The organism is Microcoleus sp. S28C3, assembly GCF_036700785.1.
GTDB lineage: Bacteria > Cyanobacteriota > Cyanobacteriia > Cyanobacteriales > Microcoleaceae > Microcoleus > Microcoleus asticus.
Genome location: NZ_JAUBPO010000069.1, coordinates 1 through 20,361, shown reverse-complemented (window position 1 = coordinate 20,361; position 20,361 = coordinate 1). Strand labels below are relative to the sequence as shown.

Here is a 20,361-nt window from a genome sequence, read left to right as displayed (position 1 = left end):
TAGATGATGCAATTTTTGACTGACTGTGACTGTTTGCTGTGGATTCTGGCAACGGTTTAACTGAAAATGACCGGGGAGGAATTCAGGCTTTTGACAGGCGGGAAGGGGATTTTAACCGCAGAGATCGCAGAGGAGACAGAGGAGATAAATAGTCTTAAAGCGGTTCGTCTCTGGGTTAGTTGCGCGAACTGCGTGTATATTTGTCGAAAAGTCCTAGGAGTAGTGAAAAATGACAACGATGCGGATCGGGCTATTGTTCGGGGGGCGATCGGGCGAACACGAAGTCTCAATTAGTTCGGCGCGGGCGATCGCCCGCGCCCTCGCTGCTGACGAAAATGCCTCTAAATACGAAGTTCTGCCCTTTTACATCCAAAAAAACGGCCGCTGGCTGTCGGGAACATTACCTCAACAAGTTTTAGCCAGCGGAAAACCTGTGGAAATAGAGGAACAACCCGGACAAGACGACTCTGCCGCGTCTGGACAGTTTCCTAATTTTAATGCCGTAGATGTTTGGTTCCCTGTTTTGCACGGCCCAAACGGCGAAGACGGTACGGTGCAAGGGTTGCTGAAATTAATGCAAATTCCTTTTGTCGGTTCCGGGGTTTTAGGTTCGGCGCTGGGAATGGATAAAATTGCCATGAAAATGGCTTTTGCTCACGCTGGTTTGCCGCAGGTCAAATACATCGCTGTCAACCGTTCCGAAATCTGGTCTAATCCTTGCGTTTTCCCCAAGCTGTGCGACAAAATTGAATCAGCTTTGGGCTATCCTTGCTTTGTTAAACCGGCGAATTTGGGATCGTCTGTGGGAATTTCTAAAGCTCGATCGCGGGCTGAGTTAGAAGCAGCTCTCGATAGCGCCGCCAGCTACGACAGGCGGATAATTGTCGAAGCGGGTGTGGTTGCTAGAGAATTAGAATGTGCAGTTTTGGGTAACGATAATCCCCAAGCTTCAACCGTGGGAGAAATTACTTTTCAAAGCGATTTCTACGACTACGAAACTAAATATACCCTGGGACAAGCCGACTGCTCAATCCCGGCAAAAGTCAGCGGTGCGATCGTCTCGCAAATCCAAGAAATGGCAGTAAAAGCATTTTTGGCTGTAGACGCGGCAGGTTTAGCGCGAGTAGACTTTTTCTACATTGAATCAACTGGAGAAGTTTTGATTAATGAAATCAACACTTTTCCCGGCTTTACAGCTACCAGTATGTATCCGCAAATGTGGGCAGCGGACGGCATTTCTTTCCCTGAATTAGTAGACCGTTTAATTCAATTAGCTCTCGAACGGCACGGGGAAAAAGGTTGAATCGCGATCGGCAAACTGCTTTCGTGCCAAGAGCAAAAAATAAATTATTTTGCAGGTAATATATCCATGCCAGCGGAAACGATATAACATGGTTGTGGCAGGCAGTGCCTGCCCGCAGCCATATTTCTGCTGCTGGTCAAGCAACTGGCAATTTTTAGCAGGCTAGTATAAATTAAATGCAACATAAAATGTTTAACTGAGAACAGCGAATAGCAGCGTCAATCTCACATCTTGCATCTCAAATTTTAACTCGGTTAGCTTAGATGAGACGTTTCACTCAAATTCCGCATTGGTGGACTTACGGACTGTTTTTTCCCCTAGCGGTACTCAACTGCTGGTTAGCCCTCCTAGTCTTTGAATATTTTCGCGCCCTGATTACAGTTTTGATCGTCGCTACAGTCTTCTCTTTTTTGCTAGATTATCCAGTACGCTTTCTGCACAGATACGGCTTGAAGCGCGATCGAGCAGTTTTGTCGGTATTCTTTTTTACTTTACTGCTATTGGTGGTTTTAGGTCTGACTCTAGCTCCCATTTTGCTAAACCAAATCACTGAACTCGCTACCAGACTGCCGACTTGGATAGTTTCTGGCACAGAACAGATGGAAGCGTTTCACAAATGGGCGGAAAATCGCAATCTCCGCATTGATGTTAGCGGTTTGACTACCCAATTGAGCGATCGACTTTCATCTCAATTCCAGTCTCTCACTGGAGAAATTCTCAAATTTGGCTTGGGTGCGGCAGACAGTCTGCTGAATTCCCTCCTCACAATAGTCCTGACATTTTACTTGCTCTTGCACGGCGATCGCCTTTGGGAAGGTTTGTTTAAATGGTTTCCCTCCAAGCTGAACCTTCAATTGCGAGAGTTGCTGGCGCGAAGCTTCCACAACTACTTCGTCGGACAAGCAACTTTGGCGGGTTTGATGGGACTGTCCATGACTGTTGCTTTTTTAATTTTGCGAGTTCCTTTCGGACTGCTGTTCGGTTTGGGTGTGGGTGTAATGACCATGATTCCCTTCGGCGCACCTTTCAGTATTTGCATTGTCAGTTTGTTGATCACATTAAACAACTTTTGGCTCGGCGTCACAGTCTTAGCTGTCGCTACAATAATTGAGCAAGTAATTGAAAGCGGAGTTGCTCCTCGGTTATTAGGCAGTTTTATCGGTCTCAATCCCGTGTGGATTTTAGTGTCGCTGCTGGTGGGGGTTAAGGTGGCTGGAGTAGCAGGTTTGTTAGTTGCTGTGCCGATGGCTGGTTTTATTAAGAATACTGTTGATACTTTGGAAATTTCGAGGAACAAGTCAAGGGAAATAGATTCGGTTAGTTCCATTAAATCTATAGAGCAATAAAATTGCAAACTCAGTTCATATTTAAGATTTTAAGGGAGTTTTTGCCGGCTATTGTGGCTGAGGTTTAGTTGGTACTTTAGCTTGAGGCTTTACAGGTTTTTTACTTCCTGCTTTAGGTTTAGGCTTTCCGGGTGCTTTAGCTGCTGTCCTCGATGCAGGCGGGGTCAAAAAACCCGTTTCTACGTGAACGTCGATCGCTCACAACCAAGATTTTGACTCTTAACCAGGTTTTTGTGATTTCAGGACTGTTGTAGAGTTCGGATATCAATTCTGTCAACATTTCATGCTATTGCGGAATATCCTGGCCTGCAGCCGTAGTCTTGATTATTGAAATCTGAGGCAATTCTCCAATGCAGGCTCAGTTCGATCGCACTCAAAAGCTGGAATCCACACACAATTTGCCTGCACTTGTCGGGTTTCTACCCCAGCTTGTAGGGTAAACCCTACCAGTCAAGCAGATCTCACTAATGCTTGAATTAAAATTAAAGAGCATTTAGTTCTAAGTTAATTACAGTAGGTGCTAAAAATGGAAAACCATAATTATAACTCTCGCTCTAACTCCCACCAAATCAATACTATGTCAACCAAAGATATGCCTGCCTCTCAGCGTTCTCGCCGTTTTTATTTGCCGAAAAAAGTTGCTTTTTTATCCCTACTTTTGCTCGGCTCGACCGCAACTGTTGGGTGCAACGCCCTAACTTCTCAAGTTCCTGGAAGTTCTAACGCCATCAAAGCTGAACCGGCAAGTGCAGCGCCAATCTCAGCATTACCTGCAAATATATTGCCCTCTCAAGACTCTAATTTTGTCACTAAAGTTGTGCAGGAAGTCGGCCCGGCAGTGGTGCGGATTAATTCGTCTCGCACGGTGAGGAACCAAGTTCCAGATGAGATCCCCGAGCAATTCCGTCGCTTCTTCGGTTCGGAATTACCGATTGAGCCGGGAAATCGGGTAGAAAGGGGTTCTGGTTCTGGTTTTGTCATCGGTTCCGACGGTCGCATTTTGACTAACGCTCACGTTGTTGATGGCGCGGATACGGTAACGGTAAAACTGAAGGATGGCCGCGATTTTGTCGGCAAAGTTTTAGGCGTAGATACAGTTACTGATGTGGCTGTTGTTAAAATTGAAGCTACCAATTTGCCTGTGGTGAGTTTGGGCAAATCTGAAGAATTAGAGCCGGGAGAATGGGCGATCGCGATCGGCAATCCCCTCGGTTTGGACAATACTGTGACTGTGGGCATTATTAGCGCTACAGGCCGTTCTAGCGCCGATGTCGGCGTTCCCGACAAGCGCGTCAGCTTTATTCAAACCGACGCTGCGATCAATCCCGGCAATTCTGGCGGCCCGCTGCTGAACCAGCGCGGTCAAGTTATCGGCATGAATACGGCGATTATTCAAGGCGCTCAAGGATTGGGTTTTGCGATTCCGATCGATCGAGCACAACAAATTGCTCAGCAATTAGTAACAACAGGCAAAGCCGAACATCCTTATCTCGGCGTTCGGATGTTGAGCATTACTCCCGAAGTCAAGGCAGAATTCAATAAAAATCCCAACCCCAAATTGAGGCTGACTGAAGATAAAGGCGTGTTAGTTTTGGGAATTGCCAAAGGTTCTCCGGCAGAACAAGCTGGAGTTCGCGTTGCCGATGTGATCAAGAAAATCAACGGTGCAGAAGTTAGCGATGCTGGCAGCGTACAGCAAATTGTCGAGAAAAGTACAGTGGGCAGCGATCTGCAGCTTGAAGTGAGCCGCAGCGGACAACCTGTTACTGTTGCCGTGAAAGCGGGTGCTTTTCCAGCGGCCCAGGAGCGGTAGCATTGTTGATTGAAGCTTATATCTTGCACGCACAAGCAAGAGTCCGGCAGGGGTTTAAACCCCTGCCTCAAAGTATCAGTCCTCTTGGATAGGACTGATACTAAGCTACTGTCAATAAATAGGGAGTAATTATTAGTCGGTTTTAACCGGATTGTGCTGTGAGACGGGTTTAAACCTCCGGCGGGATGTCGGGGGTAGTCGTTATAGTAAGTTACCATAGTTTATATGGGTTATTAAGAGGTAGAACAATGGCTAACATTAATCGGAGGCGTACTGAAAATATTAACGGTAACTTTTATGTAGACACTACCTGCATTGACTGCGATACTTGTCGGTGGATGGCACCTGAAGTATTTACTCAAGATGGAGAACAGTCTGCTGTTTACCACCAGCCAACTAACGAGATGGAAGAAGTGCGATCGCTCGCGGCTCTTTTGTCTTGTCCCACAAGTTCCATCGGCACTGTTGAAAAACCCAAAAACATCAAACAAGTTCAGCAACAGTTGCCCGCACTCGTAGCTGAAAATGTCTATCACTGCGGCTACCACTCAGAGCAATCCTACGGTGCTGCTAGCTATTTAATTGTCCGTCCCGAGGGCAATGTTTTAGTTGATTCTCCCCGTTTTGTGCCGCCGCTAGTCAAAAACATAGAAGCAATGGGGGGCATTCGCTATCTGTACTTGACTCACCGCGACGACGTAGCAGACCATCAAAAATACCGCGACCATTTTGGGTGCGATCGCATTCTCCATACTGACGAAATTAACGCGGGTACTCGCAGTGTAGAAATTCAATTGGGGGGCAGCGAACCGCATCAAATAGCCGATGATTTGTTGATTGTACCTGTTCCCGGCCACACGAAAGGTCACACAGTTTTGCTTTACAATAACAAGTTTTTGTTCAGCGGCGATCATCTTGCTTGGTCGGAAAGTTTGCAGCAGCTAGTTGGCTTTCACGAAGTCTGTTGGTATTCTTGGCCGGAACAAATCAAATCTATGCAGAATTTGGCTAATTACTCGTTTGAATGGGTGTTGCCGGGACACGGCCGCAGGTATAATGCCGATCGACAAACAATGAGCAATCAAATGCAAAAGTGTGTTGCTTGGATGGTAGATGCTTAATAGTTTAAAGCCTTTTGTATCCTCGGCAGTAGCCAATCCTATACACACAAATTCCGAGCCGAGGGCGACTAAGAATAAGAGGGGATATTGAAGCCGGATTGGGCATTAAGCCTTTGGAATGGCAACCAAAGTGATAGAATTAGCGGGATAAGTTGCCTGAAAACTGGCACTGACACCGAAATCGCTGTGATGGGCGATCGATCGCAAATTCGTTTCGCTGTAAGTGTAAACTTGAGCTTTGGGGGCTGGGTTAAGTCCTTTCAAGCTCAAGTTTCAGGTCAAATTTTTGTTGGTTTTATTAATGGTTACGAGCGTCAAAACACTAAGGCATTAAGATCGCCAGTAATTCCCGGCTAACTTGTTTGTGAGATTGCCAGAGATATATCAAAATTTTGAGAGCCAGATATTCGCTATTTTTTAGTGGCTGTTGCAGGTGAATTGCGTAAAATTGAGGAAACATCTACCAACAGTTGCACAGGGTGCTGAAAGGTTGACGGCGAGGTTACGGGAATTGGGCGTAAATCCTGATGCTGTGTAGAAGATGGGATAAAGTGGGTGAAGCAAAGCTATCTTCCCGCAGGGGTTCCCGAAGGGTAGGGCATCGCCCTTGATGTATCTCAATCCTCTAGCGACAAGTCGCGCAGGAAATAAAAGCGATCGCGCCCTAAATTCTCGCCTTTAATTCGCCCTAAGTAACCCGTCAATGGCGAGGAAAGTTCTATTAAAATTTCGTGCATTTCTTCAAGCTTCAATGGCTGAGGTGGATTGGGATTAGCATAATATGCCCCATGAAGAGTCTCAACTCCAGCATTTTCAACACCTGTGATTTCTAGACGATTTTTTACGATTTTGATGAGTTGCGATCGCACTTTAAGCTTTTCCCGCACATCGTCAATATAGCGATTAACCTTAGCATCGGCTTCCTCACCAAACGGCTGTTGTTCCAAACAAGGTTTTAACTGTAATAAATCGATCGAACCTGGTTGCTTAGCTTTCAATTCAACTAATCTTTGCAATGTTTCCGGGCGGATTACGTTCATGTGGTTTGCGATAGCAGTTAGTTTAGCGTGTCTATTTAGCTGACCAGCCGCCATAATTATCTTAATACAGCAGTTGTATTGTTCCTGAAGATGCTTATGTCCTAACTTGATAAGTTGCGCTGGCGTGCCATCAGCTACGGTTTCACTTTTGGTAGCTTTGCATTCTCCCACTACCTGATAGGGAGTTTCACAGTAGAAATCTAATCCGCCAGCACCGCCTGTTGATTCTGGATTGAGGCTAGCTTCTGGTTTATTGTTAGAATTGGCAAATCCTAGCTTGATAAAACTTTTGCGGACTAACTTTTCAAATGTATTACCATCGCTAGAGTTTCCGATTTGTGCGATCGCACTTATCCATGCTAAATCCGGGTCTGGTTGTGTTGTGGGTAATTTTTCCGACCAACCTAGAAACATTTTGATTTCTGCGTCTAGTTGTTTGGCTTTTGGGTTGGTGGTAGATAAATACACTAATGCACTTTGCAACTCTTCCAATTCTGGATAATCGGGAGGCTCAAATTTTTTCAGCTTGTGACGGCGTTTGGCAAAGATAGACTCGCTCACCACAGGCGTTGCATCAGTAACATTTAGAGACTTTGGCAAAGATACAAAATTGCCGCTGGGATGCACTGGAATTTCCAGCGGCTGAGGTAGCAGATACACGCGAAGATGAGTTAGAAAAATATAACGACGTTGCAGGAGAGTTTGCTGTAATCCGTCTGTTGTCCAGACTGTTAACTGCGACAAAGCCTCTAATGATTCGGAATCGTTTAGTATTTGACACCATTCGCACTTAGCCCAAGCTTTTATCAAAACTGTCTCAGAACTTAACTGAGAAAATGAGGTTTTAGCAATTGGTAAAAAACTCGATCGGTAGTATTGCTCATGGGGCAGCAAATTAATCGAGATATTGGCTGGATATAGGGCAAATGACCTACCAGGCTCGATGAACATTCGAGGCATGGCTGCAATCACTCGCCCTTCGATTAAGGCTTCCACATCTGGCGCAGGTAACTGCAAAGCCGTATCAACAAAAACAGAATAACTCATCCACTTATTGACCTAATAACTTATCAAGTGCTTCGTCGAGGTTGTTAATTTCCGTTGTATCAGGTATGAACGTACTTTCAGCTATCTCATTTTCATCAACCAACCCATCAGGAATCTGACCAGACGGATCGCTAAGAATTTCACAAATTAGATAATTTTCAGTCGCGAGCTTTTTGTCAACAATAAACTCCAGTATTTGGTCTTCGGTTACATCGTAATCTTCGCGAGCCTTGTTGACAAAATAAATAGCTAAGAGAGGCTTAATATCTTCCCTTGTGAGGTTGACAAATTCTCCAGCTAGTTCTTTAGAGAGAAGTCTATCTAAATACTTTTTTCCTAATGAGTTCGGTTTAACAACTTGAGAACGAACTAAACAACCGCGAGTCATATCAAACTTTTGATAGTCAATTAATCGACTTAATGCAGCGGTCACAAACCTTGTTATAGAGTCTTGAATAACTGCTACTACTATCTTGACAGACTTTCCATTGTCTTTGCCTCGAATTCTAAAGTCGAGATAACCTTTGTCTACAGCTTTAGTTTGTACCTTTTCAATCTCCTCAACTTGCACTCGTTCCACAGTCTCCCCTTTGACTGCAAGGAAGGCGAAATATAAAGCCTCGGCTAAAATATCGCTATCGTCAAAATATTTCTCGATTGTTTCCTCAAGTGCATTCAGTTCGTTGTTAAAAGCAAGTTCAACTTGATGGAGTGGATCTGCTGCTGTTGGCGGTGGAGTAGAATCGTCAGGTACTTTCCAATTCTTAGCACACTCCTCTAAAACCTTTCTGACAATTAATTTTTCTTTTCCCAGTTCTCTTAATTCACCTTCATGAAAAGGATAAACGGGATAAGGTGGAGTTAAACCTTTACTGTCATAAAATTCTTTGAGCCATTGAGAAACTAGAGTCACTACATCATCAGCATTCAGATACTGTAAATCAAAAATCTTTTCACCCATTCTAGCTGTGACTGACTCGGCCTGGGGTAATGCTCTAATTTGAAATTGCCAAGTTTCATCAAACATAGCTGTCATTAAGACACCTCGTTTAATTTTACCGTACAGGTCTTTTACTAAGAGCGCGACGACCTGCGCCCTGCTGAAACCAGCTTCATTCCGATCTACACTCTCTAACTCATCAAAGCCAATTACTAGAGTTCTGTAATCACCGATTAAGTCTAAAATTTGGCAGACAGCCTGAAATGCTTCACCTTCTTTATCCTCTTCTGTAGAATTTGGTAAACCCATTGCATCAGCTTGTGCTTGCGCCAAGGCTTTTCCAGACAGCCAGTTGGTTGCAAAGCTCACTTTATCTGAAGCAAGTGTCCACAGAATAGCTTGGATCAAATAAGGGTTTTCGATGTTTGACTTCAGTTGAAGCACTTTTTCAGTTAAGCGATCAACTAATTTAGGATTTTTAGCTAATGCCCCCGAAAATTGCTTGACTAAATTTTGAGGTATGTGATTTTTTCCTAATGCCTCATTGATCAAAGCTGTTGCTAATTCTTGCCACTGCATTACGCCTTCGTTACCAATCTGTTTCAGGCTTAAAGACAAAGTGTTTAGAAAGTTAGCGTGGACTCGGTTTAAGTTTCCATAGTCTACGTCGCTCATATAAACAAAGAAAGAACCACCTTCATCTAGAAGGCGGCTGCGAATCCGACTGATTAGGTGGCTTTTTCCTAGACCTTTTTCAGCTTTGATCGTGATACCACTAACTGTACGATACCGGGCGCGGATTTGCTCTATCGACTGAAAGATAGCATCAGAGGCATGAGCATTGATAGAAGGAACGTCAGGAAAACTTGGGTTCCAAATATCATTGCTCCTGACTATTAACGATCTGTCAAAAGGGTTTTGACTTGCAATAGCTTTGTTTAGGTCGGGGATTGAGGAGTGAAAGTCATTCATCGTTTTGTGTGGGTGTGAAGATAAAGGAGCGAATGCACTACTAACTCAAGTTAATTAGGTTAAACGCTTGACATAACAGCGCAAACCGTTCACTTTTGTGGTGATAGAATCTTCGATTTTGTCGGGGGCACTGTCTTCTACACTGCCACCTATAAGTTGGAGAATATCTTGAGCCTGCATTTCCAACAGCCACTCATTGAACTCCGATCGCCCTACCCTCTCGCCGATCGCCCGACGCATCCGATAAATCGGCACTAAATCATCTAAGTTATAATCCCGGTTCAAGCTGTCATACACATCGATCGCCACAGCCTTAAAATCTTCATAGGATGCGATCGCCCCTACATCCCCCTTCCCTTTCTCAACCGCAACACTCGCCGCACTATCCTGATGCCGAATCCACTTCAACAAAGAATTTCCCAGCCGAGTACCAATTTGAGAACCATCAAACTCAAACAGAGAATCCTTACTTTTCAAGCCTTCCGCTAAAACTTCTTTCCCCTTCGCGCTCAATTCCACCAGCGTCACCCGATTTACCAGCGAATACTCGATCGCCCCAGTCGCCTGCAACTCGCCGAGCACTTCCACATATCTCTGACTCGTCTCATTAGTGCGAACAATCCGCTTAGTCAAATCCCCCTTTTTCACCTTCATCTTCCCGCCGCCCAAATCCCACAAATTCAGCAGCACCCGAACTTTCGCCTTCGCATCCCAAAGCGCTTGCTCTTCTGGTGTCAGAGTTTTAGACACTGGAATTTCATCATTCTCAGACATATCCATACCTTTAAATACTTGTTTTTACTATCAAATTCTACCAGAAACCTTGCTGGGAAACATTTAAACTTTTCCGCAAGCACGCCCGCGAACCTGCGAATAACTTATGCAGATTTCATTCTTAAATAATTTTGTCACTCATCAGGACAGTAAAATTCGATTACAAAGAATATGAATATTGACTAAAAACTTGTGAATTGATAAAATAGAATGTTGTATAACTTATCGCACTTCAAATTATCCGCAGTCAATACGAGCGATCGCTCTTTTCAATCAAAACAATCTCGATCGGCGCCTGAGACAACTTAGCAACCTCAACAAATGTAGCGATCCCAACCTTAGTCAACCACCCGCAACCCAGCTTAACTGCGACTTTAGTTCAATACCGGATTCTGCCTTTAGAAAGACGAATTCAACCTACACATCTTGTTAAATTGCAATGGCAATCAAAACATTGAACAACAGTTTACCCATGAAAAAGATTCCCGACCAAATTTCTGACATCAAAGAAAAACTTCCCGATTTAACTCCTACCCCTCCCGGTTTAAAAGCTCAAGCATCTAGCCACGACCTCAAAGCTCGGTTAGATTGGGGCGAACCCGGATTAACAATCATCGACGCTCGTGATTTTGAAAGCTTCGGCAAAAGTCACATTACCGGCGCGGTACCGATGCCAATCGACGACTTAGTAGAGCGAGCAAAATCCAGCCTCGAACCCATCCGCGACATCTACATCTACGGCGAAAACGACGAACAAACAGCCGAAGCCGCTAATCTTCTCCGCGCAGCAGGCTTTAGAAAAGTAGCCGAACTAAAAGGCGGAATTCCAGCTTGGAAAGCCATCGACGGCCCCATCGACGGCGCAGTCGAACACGGTAATCCCGGCCCCGATGCCTACAACGTTTTTTCTCGCTTGCAACACCACGCCGAAGCCCAGAAAATCAACAAATAATCACACAGAATACCTAGATACCCGACTTATTGAAGAAGTTGGGTATTTAACAAAATAATTTGTTTGTAGTAAGGACTCGCTCTCTCTTAAAGCTTGCAGTCACTAAGCACTAAAGTCCTTACTACAAATTTAATTGCGATCGTATAACCGGACTAGATATTAACAGTCGCGGACGCAAAAAGTGTTTTGAGAGGCTACTTATCGCGTCAAGTGAACAATTCACACTCTACATAAACAAGTGTGTGCGTCCAAGACTGATTAATACTCCTTCCTCGCGTCCAAAAATGCTTTGACTTCCCTTAAAACTTGCCGATTCCCATCAAAAGTAATCAGCTTAACTGCATCTTCAAAGGAACTCCAGGCAGAATTTTGAACTTCCTCTACTTGCAACTGAACTTCCATTGAATTTACAAAAGCCAAAAAGTAAGTAACAGTCTTTTCAATTGATTCCCCTTCCTTCGCAAAGGAATAATGTTCCACAGAACTAGGCTTCCCTTCCTTAACAAAGGAATAACGTTCCACAAAACTAGGCTCCTCAAGCACTTCACAATCGCGGATGCCAGTTTCCTCCTCAAACTCCCGCTTCGCCGTTTCTAGCGCAGATTCTCCCTGATTGGCGTGACCTTTAGGAAACGCCCAATGTCCCGCTTGATGTTGAATCAACAAAAACAAACTATCAGTTTCAGTCGCAAAAACTGGCACAATACCAAAAGCTTCATCTTTCATCTTTTTACCGACACGATTTTACATATCCAAACTAAATTTACCACCCCAACCGAGTCGGCTGTTCGTAAACGCGCTTCAAAGTATTGACATCCCTAGCCGAAATAGGCGGAGGGTTTCTCACTTGAGAAAAATAAAGCACATCAGTTTCTATCAAACTGTGGCCCCAAATTCCCAAAGCGTGACCCAACTCGTGGCGCGCCGTCGCCGGAATATACTTACCCACTTGATTGGGATTCAAATAAACCGAAAACCGATGAGATAAAACTGTTTTATCCCCATCCAGACGGGCGTACAATTCATAGGTAGCCTCTCCAGAGCGCGATCGCAACACCCCTTGACGCAAAGGCGGAGCCCGACGTAAAATCCTAATATCAGCCACCTCCGAACTATCCACCACTTCCAAAGGCAAATAAACCCCCCATTCCCGGACAACATCCAACACAGCCCCCACCCATTCTTCAGACTTATTAGCATCAACTGGACGCTCAACATAAACCTGAATCGGAAACTTCGACCACAGCAAATGACCGAAATTCGGTGGCTTAACCTGGTCAAAATAATCACCGCTATCCGTGGAATCTTGCCAATTTGCCAGCGTTGGCGGCAAAGGGTGAACCTGTGGATTTGGCAAAGTCTTCGGGAGAGGAGAAAGACTTGCCGCCGGAGTATTAACCTGAGTAAAAATTATCAAGCTAAAACAACATAAAGCCAATCCCAAACCAACCAGCAATCGGGGTTTTACCGTAACTTTCCACAACCGCATTTTTTAACCGCACTTAAATTTCATCTTTAGGGCGGGCTAGAAGCCCACCCCACAATATTTATTTATGTGGCACGGGCGTCTCGCCCGTGAGCTATCTGCGGTTAAAAATCCGAATCTTATAACTTAGGCGTCAACCAACCAGCACTCAAAATCACCGTCAAACCCATAAAAACAATAGACAGACCCCAAGTAATCCGGTTCAGACTCGTTTCTGCACTCTTGGCGCTGGTAAACAATTGAGCTTGTCCGCCAATCCCTCCAATGCCATCACCTTTAGGACTGTGCAGCAATACAAAAACCACAAGTCCTAAAGCAGACAAAGACCAGATAGCTTGTAACACAGAAACAATATTCATAATCTGGGGTAATTGGTAATTAGTAATCGGTAATCTATGATTATATCAAATCCGGTCGATCGCGCACATCCAGTCGATCGACCGCAATTTATGTAGGGACACGGCACTGCCGTGTCCCTACTGCTGCGTCCCTACTACAATCGGACTCGCACCGGAGTGCGATTGGCGCGAACTTCAAAATTAGCGGGTTCAATCATAGAGCGTCCCGTCATCTCCGGGGGCTGAGGCAACCTCAACAGCTCCAGAATCGTCGGCGCAATATCCGCCAAACAGCCGTCCGTCCTCAGAGGAACATCCGTTCCGTGACCCGGAATCTTCAGACCTTCGCCTTCTACCAGAATAAAAGGAACCGGGTTAGTCGTGTGAGCCGTCCAGGGATTCCCGTTCTCGTCAAACATCTGCTCAGCATTTCCGTGGTCAGCAATAATAATTGCCGTTCCCCCAGCTTTACTAATGCTGCTCAACAGCCGCCCCAAACATTTATCCACAGTTTCGATCGCAATAATCGTCGCACCCATCATCCCCGTATGACCAACCATATCCGGGTTAGCGTAATTAATCACCACCAACGAATAAATCCGCTTTTCCAAACCCGCCACAGCCACATCCGTCACCACGGCAGCCGACATCTCCGGCGCCTCATCGTAAGTCGCCACCATCGGGCTCTGCACCAACTCGCGGTGTTCCCCTATAAAAGGCTCTTCCAGACCCCCATTAAAAAAATAAGTCACATGAGCGTACTTTTCAGTTTCCGCCGTCCGCAACTGCTGCAAACCGTGCTTAGAAATCACCTCGCCCAGAATATTGTTCAAATTCTGCGGTTCAAAAGCCACCATTACCGACAGTTTCGGGTCGTACTGAGTAAAAGTCGCAAACGCCAGCGGCTCAATTAACTGCCGTTCAAAGCCATTAAAAATGGGAGACACAAAAGCCTGAGTCAATTCTCTAGCCCTGTCCGGGCGAAAATTAAAGAAAATTACCCCATCCCCGGATGCCACCGCCCCCGGAGCAATCCGAGTCGGAATTGCAAACTCGTCCGTCACTCCTTCAGCATAAGAGGCCCGCAACACATCAACAGCCGATCGACCGTCAGGCGCACCCTCAGCCGTCATCACCTCGTAAGCACGCTGCACCCGATCCCAGCGCTTGTCCCTGTCCATCGCGTAGTAGCGGCCGCTGATGGTCGCAATCCGACCCACCCCTACCTTTTCTATATAACTTTCAATCTTTGCTAGAGCTTCTACACCCTCTTTCGGAGTAGTATCGCGGCCGTCTGTAATCGCATGAATGCAAACATCAGAAATTCCCTGTGCCTTTGCTAGCAGCAGCAAACCCAAAATGTGACTCAGATGCGAGTGCACCCCGCCCTCGGAACAAAGACCAGTCAGGTGCAACTTGCCGCCCCGAAGGCGCACTTTCTCACAAAGCTGAACCAGCGCCCGGTTGTTGAGCAAAGAACCGTCTTCGACGGCATCCGAGATCCGCACCAACTCTTGAGGAACCACGCGGCCCGCGCCCAAATTCAAGTGACCGACCTCTGAGTTGCCCATTTGTCCGTCAGGAAGCCCTACCGCCCGGCCCGATGTGTGAATCAGAGTTCTGGGATAAGCCGCCCAGAGACTGTCCATCACGGGTGTTTTCGCAGCTGCGATCGCATTTCCGTATTTTTCTTCACGATAACCCCAGCCATCCAGAATAATCAGCACTACAGGAGATACAGAAGCTTGTGCCATGCGAATACCTTATTTAGAATAATTAATTTCTCGATTTGCATGATTTCCGATTTTGCGGAACATCTTCCGCTAATCAGTTTACATATTTTCTACGCTCCGGCTGAACAAAGCCAACCAAAATTCCCTCAGCCACAGCATTTTGGGAACTAATTTCGACCTGCTTTGCCAATTGTTTAATGGATTGCCTTGCCTTGTACTGTGAATCCACAGTCGGAGACTGTTACCGATCTCACCAACAGCGACCGTGCTTTTCTTGCCGCATTTTCATGAATTGTTCAACGGTCGGTTGCTATTGAAACAATAAGAAGAATACCACAGATGGCGAACTTTTGCTACAGCCTCAAGAAATAAATTAAACAGCTTTGACTGCGCTGCGAAAAACTTTAAACGAGTTGAGCAAAAATTCGTTTCCGAATCGGCTCACTTTCAGCGGACATAAAATTCTACAACATCTTTTTTAATTTTGACATCGTAATTGCCAAAGAAATCGTGACCGAGCAGACCTATTGGCATTTGTTTGGCGATCGCCACTTCGACATTTTGGATCGCAGCACCCCCAACCCGAATCGATCGCACTACGCCGATCGGGAACTCGACAACGCTACCATCAGCGATCCCCGCTCTCACGGTACGGACCGGCCTCACTCCCAGTGCAGTAGCCATCCGCTGAGAAATCAAAGTGCCGCTTGCCCCGGTATCGAGAATCATCTCAAAAGTCTTGTTGCCGTTAAATACCACATCAATCACCGGCGTCCCGCCTGCGCGGCGCTTAATTTTAGCTTGAAATACCTGTGGATTCCCCCGTGGCTTAGCCGGTTGATTTGCTGGGGGTTTGGCACCAGGATTGGATGGGTTCCAAAACTGAGAGTACAATTTGCCAGTTGTGAATCCTGATCCCTTTATAGTGCGATCGAGCTGCTGGGAACTCACATCGGGAACCAATGTCATCACCTGGGTTTCGGGCTGATGTGGATGAAAATACACCTCGCCGCCCCCCACCGATCCCACACCCACCAAAACGGTCGCAAAAACAAAGCCCGATCGCCAAATCCCCTTGAGAATCACTTTTGCCATTATCTAAATACCTTAATTAATTCAATATGTCGAACAACGACCGCCACTGATATCCTAACCCGCTCCAGAAAACCCAGCGCCCGAAGATCCCGATCCGATCATCAGGAAAACTTGGCAATTTTCAAGCGATCGCATAACATCGAACACAGATAAACTTAAAACGACAACAGGCTGTAATTGCAGAGCCTTGTTGGAGATCTTGAAATTAAGCATTTGGGGGCGATCGGCAATGTACAAACTTTTATATTTTGCGACTATAGGACTACTAGCTTTCTCGATCGCAGGCTGCGGTGGCGAGGGCAGCAACACAGCCAGCCCCAGCCCCAGCCCGAGTGCAGCCTCTCCGTCTCCGGCAGCCTCTGCCAGCCCCACCCCAGCAGCTCAGACTTTCCAGTCTCCAATAGTAGCCGCCCAGCCTCCAGGGTTAATTCGATCGACCAACCCAGACGAACGAGCAAGACAGGCTCAAACAGGCATCAGCAACAAAAAGGACAGGAATCCAACCCTTCCGCTTCAGCCAGTGCCCCAAGGCCCTGTGACAGCCAATCCTTCTCAGTTAGATCCCTTTGGACCGCTGCCGCCGATCACATTACAAATCCCTGCAGGAGCCAACGGAGCCGGTGGGATTACCTCAGAACTCCCCAAACTGCCACAGCGACAAGTTGCCGTGCTACCCGAACTTCCCGAGTTATTGGCTCCCCCCCCACTTAACAGGCCTAATCAGACGGTGACTCTCCCCAGGCCACGCACGGACGGTCGAGGAGGCACTCAGCAAGTACGAGGTGGAGCGCGAGGCCCTTTACTTCCCGGAGGTGATGGGGGGCAAATTGGCTCGCCTCCCCTAGTTCCAGGGCTAACTGCTCCTCGGTTAGGTGGCGGTGGCGGTGGCAGAAATGGTTCCTTACCCGGCGGAGGCACCGGGGGACAAATTGGCTTGCCGCCCCTAGTTCCGGGGCTAAATGCTCCTCAGTTAGGTCGTACTCGTACATCTCCGCCTGGACTCGAACCAATAGCAGCGAGACCCATAGGAGTGCCGGATCTGCCGGAACTGCCAGTAGACAAGCGCCCCCCCCAATGGAGAGACCCCAATGCCAGGGTAAGAAGAGGTACTGGCACCCGTCCCCCTGGAACTACGGGGCCAATAGCAAGTAGACCCCAAGATGCGCGGAATCGGCCGACTACTCGTCCAGGACCCCCGCGCCCGCCCCAACCAATAGCAGCGAGACCCATAGGAGTGCCGGATCTGCCGGAACTGCCAGTAGACAAGCGCCCACCCCAGTGGGTAGACCCAAATCCGCCGCCGCCTCCCGTCATCCCAGTAGTTCCGCCACCGCCTTCTACTGACCTCGCTACAGGCACTGAAGTCAGCGGGGTGGTAAAAGTTGGGAACGAGACGCAAGTGATTGTCAAAGTACCGAATGAACCAACCAGCCGATATGTCAAAGTCGGGCAGCGGCTGTCTAACGGGCAAGTGTTGGTGAAGCGGGTCGATCTCAGGCAAGGAGCAGATCCGATCGTGATTCTGGAGGAAAACGGCGTTGAGGTAGCCAAAGGTGTTGGCGAAAAACCCGCAAGTCGCCAAACACAACCAGCCAATGCAGTTATTAGCCGTCTCCCAAATCCGAATAGCTCAGCGCGACGCTGAAAATTGACAGTAAAGCAGGAAAAATGCTTAAGGCAAAAATTAGAGTTTTTGCCTTTTTGCATTTAGGGCAGATCTCAAACCTGAAGGTAAAATTAGTAAAGGGATTAAAAAATAGAGGACTTTTCAGCGAGTATTAGCTTCTAGAAAATCCCTATTAGTAATTGAAGTTAAAGGAGATTGATCATGCTCGGTTCAATTCAAAAATTAGGGATGGTGATATTAGTTGCTTCTTGTATCGGAAGTGCCACTAATCTCTTGAATCCCCAGCCATCAATGGCTCAACCAAAACCCGAAGAAGGAAAACGCTCTCCCTTCTGCCAAGGAAACCCTCCGACGGGGAGAGTAAAATGCAATTACGAGGGAGGCGATAACTACGAGGGAAATTTCGTCAACGGCCTGCCCGACGGCAGCGGAGTCTACGTGTACGGTAATGGCGATCGCTACGAAGGAAATTTTCGGAATGGAGTGCCAAATGGTAGAGGGACATTCATTTTTAAAGATGATGCCCGCTACACAGGCGTGTTCCAAGACGGCACAATGAGATCGGGGACGGTCGTTTTCCCCAACGGCGAGCGCTATGTCGGAAACTTCGCAGTCGTCAGGAACGTTCAGACTGATGCCATTAGCAGTCAACCATCAGGGCAGGGTCAATTTTTTTATAGCAATGGCGATCGCTATGAAGGACAATTCTTTGCAGGCTCGCCCTTTGGCCCTGGGGTATTGGTGCGGGTAGACGGCACTCGCTGTTCCGGCAGATTTTTCAATCAAGAACTTGACGCTAGTGTCACCTGCACTTTTCCGAACGGTACGCGCTATGTAGGAGAACTGCGAAAGGGAGTACCTCACGGTGTCGGGACGATGATCGATGCTAGCGGTAGGCGCTTTCCGGGGGTATTTCGCAACGGCAAGCCCGGAGTTTCGTAAAGGATAAATGATTGAGGTTTTCAGCCAACTTTTGACAACAAATGGGACAAAAGACAAAGGATAGAAGAAGATAATATCTAACAGCGCATAGGAGAAAGTTGATTGATGATTTCCCGTTCTTGGATCAGTGGAATCGCTTTATTAGTTGCATCAGTGTTGGGAATTGGTGGTTATGCGACTTATCCCTTGCGCTCAATGGCGCAAGGAACAGAAGCTAAAACCGGTCGCTGCGTGCCAGCTATCGCTACAGGTAGAGTTAGGTGCGATTATGACAGCGGTGATAGCTACATCGGACAATTCGTTAACGGTTTGCCCAGTGGCACTGGGGTATACGTATATTCCAACGGCGATCGCTATGAGGGGCAGTTCCGTCTGGGCAAACCAAATGGTCGAGGACAATTTATATTTAAGGACGACGCCCGCGTGGAGGGCATATTCCGAGATGGCAAAGTTAGTTCCGGGACAGCTATTTTTACTAATGGCGATCGCTATATAGGGTCGTTTTCTCTCGATCAAAAAGTAGGCGTGCCCACGGGACAAGGGCAATTCATTTTTGCTAATGGCGATCGCTTTGTGGGTCAATTTTTAGGGGGCAAGCCTTTAGGTACGGGATCGTTCAGCCGGGCTGACGGCAGTCGGTGTTCGGGACAGTTCTACAGTCAAGAACTTGATGGCAGGGGTAACTGTTCGTTCTCCAACGGTATCCGCTATCAGGGAGAGTTACGCAAGGGATTGCCTCACGGCAAAGGCACAATTATCGATACCAGAGGCCGGCGAATTCCGGGAGTATTCCGTGAGGGTCAGCGGGTAGAGCAATAAGCTGGGAATAAGTGCTATCTGTTAGTAAGGGCAGGTTGAGGGCTAATATTTTTTCCACACAACCTGCCATTGCTAGGTTTTAAAGTCACAACTATTGATAATTTATGACGGGCTTTTTCTCAACCGAATTGCTAATGTTAAATATGCACTTAATGGAGTTAATGGAGGCGTTTTGATATGACAACTACTGCTTCTGCTTCCGGCCACGCTGGCCAATTTCCCTTCGACTTTGCCCCGCAGCGGACTCAAGATGCTGATTTGTTGCGACAACTCAATTTTGTGCCCGGTTTGAAGGAAGTCTTGACTTTGCGCCAAGTTCATGCTTTGGAACACGCTACGGTTTGGGTACTCAGCCAATCTGGCGGTACGGCGACAGCAAGAGCCGATAATGATTTATTGGGCGGGATGTCCACAGACCAAGGATTTTATCTTTACGGTCGCGTTAACATTGCACAGTTGCGTCAGGCAGTGCGCGAGGCTTTGCAGCGGATTGCCAGCGGAGAGTGGGATTTAGCTGTACATCCCCGCTGCGGCACGAATTTGTCGGTGGGAATGCTACTGACTGCTGGACTTGCTGTCGGCATCAATTTAGCCCTGCCCCGGGGGCCCATTCTGCAAGTTTTAGGTTTGGGAGCTGCGGCAGCGGCGGCGGCTCAGTTAGCTCCTGATGTGGGAGCTCTGGCTCAGCGTTACGTCACAACTGCTATTCCGTTTAATTTAGGTATTGTTGATATTACTTTAAGTCACGACTTCTGGGGACGCGAAGCTCATTTTGTGCGGGTGCGTTGGGTTGAATAGCTGTTGCGGGAGGGGGAGAGTAGAGAAAATCTTGCTTATTCCTTCGTTTAATTAGTGCTTTGAAGCCAGGGCGATTCCCTTCGGGATAGCTTCGCACGCGCGTACTTCATCTAACAAAAAAAATAAATGTGCAGATTAGGAATGAAAATTTAATAACACAAGCAAGGTAGAATAAACAAATGAGTGAATATCAATGTACTTGACATTTCATTTTT

18 protein-coding genes are annotated in these 20,361 nt (G+C 46.9%); 9 read left to right on the top strand and 9 right to left on the bottom strand.

What is annotated here, in order from left to right; genetic code table 11:
• The first annotated feature begins 229 nt into the window (after nt 1–229).
• The 4 genes from QUA13_RS20155 (at nt 230) to QUA13_RS20140 (ending at nt 5,583) form a co-directional block, all read left to right on the top strand.
• Nucleotides 230–1,303 carry a D-alanine--D-alanine ligase family protein gene (locus QUA13_RS20155; RefSeq protein WP_333201308.1) on the top strand — a complete coding sequence of 358 codons (1,074 nt, stop codon included), beginning with the start codon at nt 230–232 and terminating at the stop codon, nt 1,301–1,303.
• Between the two features lie 263 nt (nt 1,304–1,566).
• Nucleotides 1,567–2,649: an AI-2E family transporter gene (locus QUA13_RS20150; protein ID WP_333201306.1), complete on the top strand. Its 1,083-nt coding sequence runs from the start codon at nt 1,567–1,569 to the stop codon at nt 2,647–2,649.
• 577 nt (nt 2,650–3,226) lie between these two features.
• Nucleotides 3,227–4,462, top strand: a complete 1,236-nt coding sequence (locus QUA13_RS20145; protein ID WP_333201304.1) for an HhoA/HhoB/HtrA family serine endopeptidase — start codon at nt 3,227–3,229, stop codon at nt 4,460–4,462.
• Between the two features lie 248 nt (nt 4,463–4,710).
• On the top strand, nt 4,711–5,583 hold the full coding sequence (locus QUA13_RS20140) for an MBL fold metallo-hydrolase (protein WP_333201302.1): 873 nt from the start codon (nt 4,711–4,713) through the stop codon (nt 5,581–5,583).
• Nucleotides 5,584–5,688: 105 nt separating this feature from the next.
• On the opposite strand, the gene QUA13_RS20135 is transcribed toward QUA13_RS20140, so the two are convergent.
• From QUA13_RS20135 to QUA13_RS20120, 4 genes are all read right to left on the bottom strand, one after another.
• Complete coding sequence (locus tag QUA13_RS20135) at nt 5,689–5,847, bottom strand: hypothetical protein (RefSeq protein ID WP_333201300.1); 159 nt, start codon at nt 5,845–5,847, stop codon at nt 5,689–5,691.
• Nucleotides 5,848–6,200: 353 nt separating this feature from the next.
• The gene (locus QUA13_RS20130; protein ID WP_333201298.1) at nt 6,201–7,670 is read right to left on the bottom strand and encodes a DUF1802 family protein; all 1,470 of its coding nucleotides are present in this window, start codon (nt 7,668–7,670) and stop codon (nt 6,201–6,203) included.
• A 4-nt stretch (nt 7,671–7,674) separates the two neighbouring features.
• Nucleotides 7,675–9,582, bottom strand: a complete 1,908-nt coding sequence (locus QUA13_RS20125) for a hypothetical protein (protein WP_333201297.1) — start codon at nt 9,580–9,582, stop codon at nt 7,675–7,677.
• A gap of 54 nt (nt 9,583–9,636) precedes the next feature.
• Nucleotides 9,637–10,356, bottom strand: a complete 720-nt coding sequence (locus QUA13_RS20120) for a hypothetical protein (protein ID WP_333201295.1) — start codon at nt 10,354–10,356, stop codon at nt 9,637–9,639.
• A gap of 439 nt (nt 10,357–10,795) precedes the next feature.
• On the opposite strand from QUA13_RS20120, the gene QUA13_RS20115 reads away from it, so the two are divergent.
• Nucleotides 10,796–11,308, top strand: a complete 513-nt coding sequence (locus tag QUA13_RS20115; protein WP_333201293.1) for a rhodanese-like domain-containing protein — start codon at nt 10,796–10,798, stop codon at nt 11,306–11,308.
• A gap of 258 nt (nt 11,309–11,566) precedes the next feature.
• Here the strand turns inward: QUA13_RS20115 and QUA13_RS20110 are convergent, their stop codons facing one another.
• The 5 genes from QUA13_RS20110 to QUA13_RS20090 all read right to left on the bottom strand — a co-directional run bounded on the left by QUA13_RS20110 (nt 11,567) and on the right by QUA13_RS20090 (nt 15,960).
• The gene (locus QUA13_RS20110) at nt 11,567–12,034 is read right to left on the bottom strand and encodes a bis(5'-nucleosyl)-tetraphosphatase (protein ID WP_172187380.1); all 468 of its coding nucleotides are present in this window, start codon (nt 12,032–12,034) and stop codon (nt 11,567–11,569) included.
• A 37-nt stretch (nt 12,035–12,071) separates the two neighbouring features.
• On the bottom strand, nt 12,072–12,797 hold the full coding sequence (locus QUA13_RS20105; RefSeq protein ID WP_333201291.1) for a peptidase: 726 nt from the start codon (nt 12,795–12,797) through the stop codon (nt 12,072–12,074).
• A 116-nt stretch (nt 12,798–12,913) separates the two neighbouring features.
• Nucleotides 12,914–13,153, bottom strand: coding sequence for a preprotein translocase subunit SecG (gene secG, locus QUA13_RS20100; protein WP_172187376.1), 240 nt, complete (start codon nt 13,151–13,153; stop codon nt 12,914–12,916).
• Nucleotides 13,154–13,287: 134 nt separating this feature from the next.
• Nucleotides 13,288–14,886, bottom strand: coding sequence for a 2,3-bisphosphoglycerate-independent phosphoglycerate mutase (gene gpmI, locus QUA13_RS20095; RefSeq protein ID WP_333201289.1), 1,599 nt, complete (start codon nt 14,884–14,886; stop codon nt 13,288–13,290).
• 426 nt (nt 14,887–15,312) lie between these two features.
• Entirely contained in the window at nt 15,313–15,960 is a 648-nt protein-coding gene (locus QUA13_RS20090; RefSeq protein WP_333201286.1) for a retropepsin-like aspartic protease, read from the bottom strand.
• 199 nt (nt 15,961–16,159) lie between these two features.
• Here QUA13_RS20090 and QUA13_RS20085 point away from each other — a divergent pair, with 199 nt between their 5' ends.
• The 4 genes from QUA13_RS20085 (at nt 16,160) to QUA13_RS20070 (ending at nt 20,146) form a co-directional block, all read left to right on the top strand.
• Nucleotides 16,160–17,605: a hypothetical protein gene (locus QUA13_RS20085; protein WP_333201284.1), complete on the top strand. Its 1,446-nt coding sequence runs from the start codon at nt 16,160–16,162 to the stop codon at nt 17,603–17,605.
• 183 nt (nt 17,606–17,788) lie between these two features.
• Nucleotides 17,789–18,529: an MORN motif-containing protein gene (locus tag QUA13_RS20080; protein WP_333201282.1), complete on the top strand. Its 741-nt coding sequence runs from the start codon at nt 17,789–17,791 to the stop codon at nt 18,527–18,529.
• 105 nt (nt 18,530–18,634) lie between these two features.
• Nucleotides 18,635–19,348: an MORN motif-containing protein gene (locus QUA13_RS20075; RefSeq protein ID WP_333201336.1), complete on the top strand. Its 714-nt coding sequence runs from the start codon at nt 18,635–18,637 to the stop codon at nt 19,346–19,348.
• Nucleotides 19,349–19,525: 177 nt separating this feature from the next.
• Complete coding sequence (locus tag QUA13_RS20070) at nt 19,526–20,146, top strand: DUF6391 domain-containing protein (protein ID WP_333201280.1); 621 nt, start codon at nt 19,526–19,528, stop codon at nt 20,144–20,146.
• The last annotated feature ends 215 nt before the right edge of the window (nt 20,147–20,361 follow it).

Bases quoted from the DNA above. Each gene is read 5' to 3' on its own strand.
- QUA13_RS20155 (WP_333201308.1), top strand. From the start codon at position 230: ATGACAACGATGCGGATCGGGCTATTGTTCGGGGGGCGATCGGGCGAA.
- QUA13_RS20150 (WP_333201306.1), top strand. From the start codon at position 1,567: ATGAGACGTTTCACTCAAATTCCGCATTGGTGGACTTACGGACTGTTT.
- QUA13_RS20145 (WP_333201304.1), top strand. From the start codon at position 3,227: ATGTCAACCAAAGATATGCCTGCCTCTCAGCGTTCTCGCCGTTTTTAT.
- QUA13_RS20140 (WP_333201302.1), top strand. From the start codon at position 4,711: ATGGCTAACATTAATCGGAGGCGTACTGAAAATATTAACGGTAACTTT.
- QUA13_RS20130 (WP_333201298.1), bottom strand. From the start codon at position 7,670: ATGAGTTATTCTGTTTTTGTTGATACGGCTTTGCAGTTACCTGCGCCA.
- QUA13_RS20125 (WP_333201297.1), bottom strand. From the start codon at position 9,582: ATGAATGACTTTCACTCCTCAATCCCCGACCTAAACAAAGCTATTGCA.
- QUA13_RS20120 (WP_333201295.1), bottom strand. From the start codon at position 10,356: ATGTCTGAGAATGATGAAATTCCAGTGTCTAAAACTCTGACACCAGAA.
- QUA13_RS20115 (WP_333201293.1), top strand. From the start codon at position 10,796: ATGGCAATCAAAACATTGAACAACAGTTTACCCATGAAAAAGATTCCC.
- QUA13_RS20110 (WP_172187380.1), bottom strand. From the start codon at position 12,034: ATGAAAGATGAAGCTTTTGGTATTGTGCCAGTTTTTGCGACTGAAACT.
- QUA13_RS20105 (WP_333201291.1), bottom strand. From the start codon at position 12,797: ATGCGGTTGTGGAAAGTTACGGTAAAACCCCGATTGCTGGTTGGTTTG.
- secG (WP_172187376.1), bottom strand. From the start codon at position 13,153: ATGAATATTGTTTCTGTGTTACAAGCTATCTGGTCTTTGTCTGCTTTA.
- gpmI (WP_333201289.1), bottom strand. From the start codon at position 14,886: ATGGCACAAGCTTCTGTATCTCCTGTAGTGCTGATTATTCTGGATGGC.
- QUA13_RS20090 (WP_333201286.1), bottom strand. From the start codon at position 15,960: ATGGCAAAAGTGATTCTCAAGGGGATTTGGCGATCGGGCTTTGTTTTT.
- QUA13_RS20080 (WP_333201282.1), top strand. From the start codon at position 17,789: ATGCTCGGTTCAATTCAAAAATTAGGGATGGTGATATTAGTTGCTTCT.
- QUA13_RS20075 (WP_333201336.1), top strand. From the start codon at position 18,635: ATGATTTCCCGTTCTTGGATCAGTGGAATCGCTTTATTAGTTGCATCA.
- QUA13_RS20070 (WP_333201280.1), top strand. From the start codon at position 19,526: ATGACAACTACTGCTTCTGCTTCCGGCCACGCTGGCCAATTTCCCTTC.